Source organism: Streptomyces sp. 7N604, from assembly GCF_052245475.1.
Taxonomy (GTDB): Bacteria; Actinomycetota; Actinomycetes; order Streptomycetales; family Streptomycetaceae; genus Streptomyces.
In genome coordinates, this window is the sequence record NZ_JBQQBX010000074.1 from 1 (window position 1) to 8,150 (window position 8,150).

An 8,150-nucleotide genomic window follows, 5' to 3' on the forward strand; every position below is an offset into this window, starting at 1 on the left:
CCCCCCCCCCCCCCCCCGCGGCCGTAGTGTTACGTGCAGGGCGGGCGGTTGGCCCGGGTCAGCTCGCCTGGTACTCGCCGCTCTGGACCGGCGTGTGCTTGCCGTCCTTCACCTCGTAGAGGGAGAGCTGCTTGTTGGTGGTGTCGCCGAACTCGTCGAAGCCGACCTCACCGGTGACGCCGCTGAACTTGACGTCCTGCACGGCCTCGGTGACCTTCTTGCGGGCGTCGTCGATGTCCTCGGGCAGCTTGCCGTCGTTGGCCTCGGCGACCGCCTTCACGGCCTGGATGATGGCCCAGGTCGAGTCGTAGGCGTAGCCGCCGTAGGCGTCGAAGCCGTCCTTGTACCCGGCGCTCTTGTAGTTCTTGATGAAGTCCTTGGCGCTGTCGATGGTCTCCAGCGGGGCGCCGACGGAGGAGGCGATGTCGCCCTCGGCGTTCGCCTTGCCGAGCTTGACGTACTCGGGGCTGTAGAGCGCGTCGCCGCCGACCGTGGGGATCTTGGCCCCGGCCTTCTTGATCTGGGCGGAGAGCGGGGCGCCGGCCGGGTACTCGCCGCCGTAGTAGACGAAGTCCGCGCCGGCGTTCTTGACCTTGGTCGCGACGGCGCTGAAGTCCTTGTCGTCCGGGTTGATGTGGTCGGTGCCGACGACCTTGCCGCCGAGCTTCTTGAACTCGTCCGCGAAGGTGCCGGCGAGGCCGGCGCCGTAGGTCTTCTTGTCGTCGATGACGAAGACCTTCTTCAGCTTCTTCTTGTTGTACATGTACTGGGCGGCGTACGGGCCCTGGATGGCGTCCGTGGTGGACGTACGGAAGTACGTCTTGAACGGGCGGACCTTCTTGCCGTCCTTCCAGTCCTTGCCCTGGGTGAGCTCGGGGTTGGTGTTGGCCGGCGAGATCTCGGCCAGGTCGGCGTCGGCGAAGACCTTCTGCATCGACTGGCCGACGTCGGAGTTGAGCGGGCCGACCACGCCGATGACGTCCTCGTTGCCGACGAACTTGGTGGCGTTCTGCTGGCCGGTGGAGGCGTTGGCTACGTCGTCGAGGGACTCGAGCTTGAAGGTGATGCCCTCGACCTCTTTGTTCTTGTTGGCGGTCTTGACCGCGAGGTCGGCGGAGTTCTTGATGCCCTGGCCGAGCGCGGACAGGTCGCCGGTGAGCGGTGCGTCGAGGCCGATCACGACGGTGGTGTTGCCCCCGTCGCCTGCCTTGTTGTCGTCGCGCGAACCGCAGGCGGAGAGGGTGAGCGCCCCTGCGGTGACCGCAGTGGTGATGATGAGCACGGAACGGTGACGCACGATCAGTCCTTTCCCCAGGCCCGGCCGCCTCGGTGGAGGTTGCCGTTTGTCGCGCCGGGAGAGAGAAACAGGACAGGTACGAGGTACCCGGCGCGGTGACTGGCGGTGACTCTAAGCGGGTCTGCTGGCCTGGGGCAGAGGTGGATCGATGATGTGACGCTCTTGTTATGACAATGGCCGCGTCGCGGTGTTGGTGTAGCTCAGCGCAACGGACATTCCAGACGAAACATGACGGACTGTCGAGTCCGGATATTAGAAATGTGCAGCTCCCCTACGACGTAGGCGAGCTCGGCGAGGGTCTCGCGTCGCAGATCGTTCGTAGGGAGCGGGAAAGATCATCCGCGTACGCCTCGCCGAGTATTTCGCTGACGTCCTGCATTGCGCGATCGTTACGCAGTGTTACGTCGAGGAAAGGCAGCCGCGCGTCGATGGGGACCCCGGAGCAGCGGAGAACCGTCATCCGGACGACGATGCGGCGGGGGTGGCCGGAGCTGAGGGTGATGGGGAGGCGGGGACTGACCGACAGCTCCAGGGTGTCGTAGCCCTGGTGGATCGCTTCGATCGTGACCGGTGTGCCCTTGGTCGCCTCGGCCCGCAGAGCGAAAGCGACGCTGCGGTCCGCCGGGTCCGGTGCCTCGGCGATACCGGCGTAGCCGATGTGCGAGGCCGCCCCCGGCCACGGTACGGGCGGCGGGGGCGGGGCGCCGGGGCGGGAGGCGAGCGCGTAGCCGCCGGCCGCGACGAGCAGGGCGGCTGCCAGCGCGGCACGCACGGCGAGGCGGGTGCGGTGGGGGAGCGCGGCCCACCGCTCGCTCAGCCTGGGGGCCTCGTCGCCTGCCTCGAGGAGCTCGGGCGCGGCCAGGACCGGCTCCCCGTCGCGCTCCCCGTACGACGTCATCGCGGCCCCCCGGTCCGGTCGGTCAGATGGTGCCTGACGCGTTGTCGGCGTCGCGGAGCAGGCAGGTGAGACGGGCGGTGCAGATGCGCCGGTCCTGCTCGTCGGTGATCACGACCTCGTACGTGGCGGTGGAGCGGCCGCGGTGCACGGGTGTGGCGACGCCGGTCACCAGCCCTGAGCGGATGCCGCGGTGGTGGGTGCAGTTGAGGTCCACGCCGACCGCGATCTTGTGCGGACCGCAGTGCAGCATCGCGCCGACCGAACCGAGGGTCTCGGCTAGGACGGCGGACGCGCCGCCGTGCAGCAGCCCGTACGGCTGGGTGTTGCCCTCGACGGGGAGCGTGCCGACGACGCGCTCGGGCGCTGCCTCGAGGATCTGCAGGCCCATACGGTTACCGAGGTGCCCGGCGGAGAACAGCGCGGGGAGATCGAGACCGAGGCCGTTCCACTTGTCGAGGATCTCCTGCGGGAACTTCGTGCTGCTCTGCTCACCCATGGGGTCCGGCTCCGATCGGTACTCTCCGCCACAACGCTGTGTTCGTTGCAGTGTGCACCGTCCTATCAGGTGCGTGCAGTGACGCCGGTCTCGGGGGCCCCGGCGTCCGTCCGCTCCAGCCGTACGACGAGGGACTTGCTCGCCGGCGTATTGCTGGTGTCCGCGGTGGCGTCCAGCGGCACGAGGACGTTCGTCTCCGGGTAGTACGCGGCGGCGCAGCCGCGGGCCGTCGGGTAGTGGACGACGCGGAAGCCGGGCGCGCGGCGCTCGCTGCCGTCCTCCCACTCGCTGACCAGGTCGGTGTACGAGCCGTCGGCGAGGCCCAGCGCGCGGGCGTCCTCGGGGTGGACGAGGACGACCCGGCGGCCGTTCCTGATGCCGCGGTAGCGGTCGTCGAGCCCGTAGATCGTGGTGTTGTACTGGTCGTGCGAGCGCAGCGTCTGCAGCAGCAGGCGGCCCTCCGGCACCTTCGGGTACGTGACGGGCGCCGCCGTGAAGTTGGCCTTGCCCGTGGCGGTGGGGAAGCGGCGGTCGTCGCGGGGCGCGTGCGGGAGCGTGAAGCCGCCGGGCCGGCTCACCTTCGTCTCGAAGTCCTCGAAGCCGGGCACGACGCGGGAGATGCGGTCCCGTACGGTCGCGTAGTCGTATCCGAACTCCTCCCACGGGATGCGGCTGTTCCCGCCCAGGACCCGGCGGGCCAGCCGGCAGACGATGGCGGGCTCGGAGAGCAGATGGGGGCTCGCGGGCTCGAGGCGGCCGCGCGAGGCGTGCACCATGCCCATCGAGTCCTCGACGGTGACGAACTGCGCTCTGCTCGTCCCGTCCGGGGCGGCCTGGAGGTCGCGCTCGGTGCGGCCGAGGGTGGGGAGGATGAGGGCGCGCGCTCCGGTGACCACATGCGAGCGGTTGAGCTTGGTGGAGACGTGCACGGTCAGCCGGGCCCGGCGCACGGCCGCCTCGGTCACCTCGGTGTCGGGAGTGGCGGCGACGAAGTTCCCGCCCATGGCGAAGAAGACCTTCGCCGTGCCGTCGCGCAGGGCGCGGATGGACCGTACGACGTCGAGGCCGTGCTCGCGCGGGGGCGCGAAGCCGAACTCCTTCTCCAGGGCGTCGAGGAAGGCGGGCGCGGGCCGCTCGAAGATGCCCATGGTGCGGTCGCCCTGCACGTTGCTGTGCCCGCGCACCGGGCACACCCCGGCGCCGGGGCGGCCGATGTTCCCGCGCAGCAGAAGGAAGTTGACGACCTCCTTGATGGTGGGCACCGCGTGCTTGTGCTGGGTGAGGCCCATCGCCCAGCAGACGACGATGCGCCGCGAGTCCAGGACCATGCGCAGGGCCCGGTCGATCGCGGCCCGGTCCAGGCCGGTGGCGCGCAGCGTCTCGTCCCAGTCCTGCGCGCGGGCCGCGGCCGCGAACTCCTCGAAGCCGTGGGTGTGCTCGGCGATGAACTCCTCGTCGAGCGCTCCGGAGGAACTGGACGACGCTTCGAGGATGAGGCGGTTCAGGGCGCGGAAGAGGGCCTGGTCGCCGCCGAGCCGGATCTGGAGGAAGAGGTCGGTGAGGGCGGTGCCGCCGCGGGCGAGTCCGCGCGGCGTCTGCGGGTTCTTGAACCGCTCCATGCCCGCCTCGGGCAGCGGGTTGACCGTGATGATGCGGGCGCCGCCCGCCTTGGCCTTCTCCAGGGCGGAGAGCATCCGCGGGTGGTTGGTGCCGGGGTTCTGCCCGGCGACGATGATCAGGTCGGCGCGGTAGAGGTCCTCGAGCAGCACGCTGCCCTTGCCGACCCCGAGCGTCTCGGTGAGCGCGGAGCCCGAGGACTCGTGGCACATGTTGGAGCAGTCGGGGAGGTTGTTGGTGCCGAACTCGCGGGCGAAGAGCTGGTAGAGGAAGGCGGCCTCGTTGCTCGTACGCCCCGAGGTGTAGAAGATCGCCTCGTCCGGGGAGTCCAGGGCGTGCAGCTCCTCGGCGACGATGTCGAAGGCCCGCTCCCAGGGCACCGGCTCGTAGTGGCCGGCGCCCTCCGCGAGGTACATCGGCTGGGTGATCCTGCCCTGCTGGCCCAGCCAGTAGCCGCTGCGGGCCGCGAGGTCGGACACGGGGTGCGCGGCGAAGAAGTCGGGGGTGACGCGGCGCAGCGTCGCCTCCTCGGCGACGGCCTTCGCGCCGTTCTCGCAGAACTCCGCGGCGTGGCGCTTGTCCGGCTCGGGCCAGGCGCAGCCGGGGCAGTCGAAGCCGTCCTTCTGGTTGACCTTGAGGAGGGTGAGCGCGGTGCGGCGGACGCCCATCTGCTGCTGGGCGATGCGCAGGCTGTGGCCGATGGCGGGGAGCCCGGCGGCGGCGTGCGGCGGGGGCGCGACCTCCGGTGCGTCCTGGATTGGATCCCCCGAGGGCGGTTTCGCTGCCATGTCACGACCTCCTCGATGCTCGCATCGATCCTGCCACGGGGAACCCGTTGTGGGCATTCGTTCCGTGGGGCGGTGGGGGCCGCCCCCATCGCCCCGCGGAACGAATGCCCACACCACGGTGGAGCGGATGCCCACAACCGGTGGGCATCCGGTGTCAGTGGGGCGTGGCAGGATCGGGGGCGTGGCAGAGAACGCATCGAAGAAGACCGCACAGACCGCTCCCGCCGCCGGGCAGGCGGACCCGCAGGGGGAACGGCCCCGTCTGCTCCTGCTGGACGGACATTCCCTGGCATACCGGGCATTCTTCGCGCTGCCCGCAGAGAACTTCAGCACCATCACGGGTCAGACGACCAACGCGATCTACGGCTTCACGTCGATGCTGGCGAACACGCTGCGCGACGAGCAGCCCACGCATCTCGCGGTCGCCTTCGACGTCTCCCGCAAGACCTGGCGCTCCGAGGAGTTCGCCGAGTACAAGGCGAACCGCTCCAAGGCCCCGGACGAGTTCAAGGGCCAGGTCGAGCTGATCGGCGAGCTGCTCGACGCCATGAACGTCACCCGCTTCGCGATCGAGGGTTATGAGGCGGACGACGTGATCGCCACCCTCGCCACCCAGGCCGAGGCCCAGGGCTTCGAAGTGCTGATCGTCACCGGTGACCGCGACTCGTTCCAGCTGGTCAGCGACCATGTGACCGTTCTCTACCCGACCAAGGGCGTCTCCGAGCTGACCCGGTACACCCCGGAGAAGCTCAAGGAGAAGTACGGCCTCACCCCGCAGCAGTACCCGGACTTCGCGGCGCTGCGCGGCGACCCGTCCGACAACCTCCCCGGCATCCCGGGCGTCGGCGAGAAGACCGCCACGAAGTGGATCAGCCAGTTCGGCTCCTTCGCGGAGCTCGTGGAGCGGGTCGACGAGGTCAAGGGCAAGGTCGGCGACAAGCTCCGCGAGCACCTGGACTCCGTCAGGCTCAACCGGCAGCTGACGGAGCTGGTGCGGGACGTGGAGCTGCCCGTGGGCCCGGACGCCCTCAAGCGCGCTCCGTACGACCGGCAGTCGCTCTCGGTGATCCTGGATGCGCTGGAGTTCCGGCACCAGAACTTCCGGGACCGGCTCATGGCCGCCGACCCCGGCGAGACCGTGATCGAAGCCCCGCCGGCCGCGGGCGTCGCGGTGGACGGCGAGGTGCTCGGCGCGAGCGAGCTCGCCCCCTGGCTGGAGCAGCACGGCGCGGAGCCGCTCGGCGTGGCCACCGTCGACGCCTGGGCGCTGGGCAGCGGCAGTGTCAGCGAGATCGCGCTCGCGCTGGGCTCGGGCCCCGCGGTCTGGTTCGACCCGGCCGAGCTGGACGAGGCGGACGAGCGGGCCTTCGCCGCCTGGCTCGCCGACCAGGACCGGCCGAAGGTGATGCACAACGCCAAGGACCTGATGCGGGTCTTCGCCGAGCACGGCTGGACGGTCGCGGGCGTCACCATGGACACCGCCCTCGCCGCCTACCTCGTCAAGCCAGGCCGCCGCTCCTTCGCCCTGGACGCGCTCTCCGTCGAGTACCTGGGCCGCGAACTCGCCCCCGCCGCGGCCGAGAACGGCCAGCTCGCCTTCGGCGCGGACGACCAGGCGGAGAAGGACGCGCTGATGACCCAGGCCCGTACGGTCCTGGACCTGGGCGAGGCGTTCACCGGGCGGCTGGAGGAGGTCGGCGCGGCCGACCTGCTGCGCAATGTGGAGCTGCCGGTGTCCGCGATGCTGGCCCGGATGGAGCGGGCCGGGATCGCCGCGGACCGCGACTGGCTGGAGCGCATGGAGCAGCAGTTCGCCGGAGCCGTGCAGCAGGCCATAAAGGAGGCGCACGCCGCCGTCGGCCACGAGTTCAACCTCGGCTCGCCCAAGCAACTCCAGGAGGTGCTCTTCGGCGAGCTGGGCCTGCCCAAGACCAAGAAGACCAAGACCGGTTACACCACGGATGCCGACGCGCTCGCCTGGCTGGCCGCCCAGACCGAGCACGACCTCCCCGTGATCATGCTGCGCCACCGCGAGCAGGCCCGGCTGCGGTCCACCGTCGAAGGCCTGATCAAGACGGTCGCGCCCGACGGCCGTATCCACACCACCTTCAACCAGACCGTGGCGGCGACCGGCCGGCTCTCCTCCACGGACCCGAACCTGCAGAACATCCCGGTGCGCACGGACGAGGGCCGGGCCATCCGGCGCGGCTTCGTCGTCGGCGAGGGCTTCGAGTCCCTGCTCACCGCCGACTACAGCCAGATCGAGCTGCGCGTCATGGCCCATCTCTCCGAGGACGAGGGCCTGATCGAGGCCTTCACCTCGGGCGAGGACCTGCACGACACGGTCGCCTCCCAGGTCTTCTCCGTGGCCAAGGCCGACGTCGACCCGGAGATGCGCCGCAAGATCAAGGCGATGTCCTACGGGCTGGCGTACGGCCTGTCGGCCTTCGGCCTCTCGCAGCAGCTGAACATCTCGCCCGACGAGGCGCGCGGGCTGATGGACACCTACTTCGAGCGGTTCGGCGGCGTCCGCGACTATCTGCGGCGGGTCGTCGACGAGGCGCGCGCCACCGGCTACACCGAGACCATCCTCGGCCGCCGCCGCTATCTCCCGGACCTCACCAGCGACAACCGGCAGCGCCGCGAGATGGCCGAGCGCATGGCCCTCAACGCCCCGATCCAGGGCACGGCCGCCGACATCGTGAAGATCGCGATGCTGCGCGTCCACAAGGCCCTGACGCGGGAGGGGCTGAGCTCGCGGATGCTGCTCCAGGTGCACGACGAGATCGTGCTGGAGGTGGCGCCCGGAGAGCGCGCCAAGGTCGAGGAACTGGTGCGGCGCGAGATGAGCGGCGCGATCGAACTGCGGGCGCCGCTCGACGTGTCCGTCGGCTCCGGCGCGGACTGGGAGTCGGCCGCGCACTAGCTGTGCTGTCCCGGGACGTTGGTGACAGGCGACATGCCTTGAGCGGTCCTTGAAAGGGGTGAGGGCCTCTGGGTTCGGTGTGGATTGCGAAGTCTGCACCGATGCCCAGGAGGCCCTCGTTGTTCCAC

5 protein-coding genes are annotated in these 8,150 nt (G+C 70.1%); 1 reads left to right on the top strand and 4 read right to left on the bottom strand.

Translation table 11 applies throughout. The features are described 5' to 3' along the window. Window positions 1-58: 58 nt before the first annotated feature. The 4 genes from ACTWP8_RS37885 to ACTWP8_RS37900 form a co-directional block, all read right to left on the bottom strand. A complete protein-coding gene (locus tag ACTWP8_RS37885) occupies window positions 59-1,297 on the bottom strand; it encodes a branched-chain amino acid ABC transporter substrate-binding protein (RefSeq protein WP_443326593.1) in 1,239 nt (412 codons plus the stop codon). Between the two features lie 271 nt (window positions 1,298-1,568). Then, window positions 1,569-2,195, bottom strand: coding sequence for a hypothetical protein (locus ACTWP8_RS37890; protein WP_443326594.1), 627 nt, complete (start codon window positions 2,193-2,195; stop codon window positions 1,569-1,571). A gap of 22 nt (window positions 2,196-2,217) precedes the next feature. Next, a complete protein-coding gene (locus ACTWP8_RS37895; RefSeq protein WP_443326595.1) occupies window positions 2,218-2,691 on the bottom strand; it encodes a PaaI family thioesterase in 474 nt (157 codons plus the stop codon). Window positions 2,692-2,756: 65 nt separating this feature from the next. Beyond that, entirely contained in the window at window positions 2,757-5,096 is a 2,340-nt protein-coding gene (locus ACTWP8_RS37900) for an FdhF/YdeP family oxidoreductase (RefSeq protein ID WP_443326596.1), read from the bottom strand. 181 nt (window positions 5,097-5,277) lie between these two features. On the opposite strand from ACTWP8_RS37900, the gene polA reads away from it, so the two are divergent. After that, a complete protein-coding gene (gene polA, locus ACTWP8_RS37905; protein WP_443326597.1) occupies window positions 5,278-8,022 on the top strand; it encodes a DNA polymerase I in 2,745 nt (914 codons plus the stop codon). Window positions 8,023-8,150 lie beyond the last annotated feature (128 nt).

Excerpts from the sequence above, each read along its gene's own strand:
- ACTWP8_RS37890 (WP_443326594.1), bottom strand. The coding sequence starts at position 2,195 with ATGACGTCGTACGGGGAGCGCGACGGGGAGCCGGTCCTGGCCGCGCCC.
- ACTWP8_RS37895 (WP_443326595.1), bottom strand. The coding sequence starts at position 2,691 with ATGGGTGAGCAGAGCAGCACGAAGTTCCCGCAGGAGATCCTCGACAAG.
- ACTWP8_RS37900 (WP_443326596.1), bottom strand. The coding sequence starts at position 5,096 with ATGGCAGCGAAACCGCCCTCGGGGGATCCAATCCAGGACGCACCGGAG.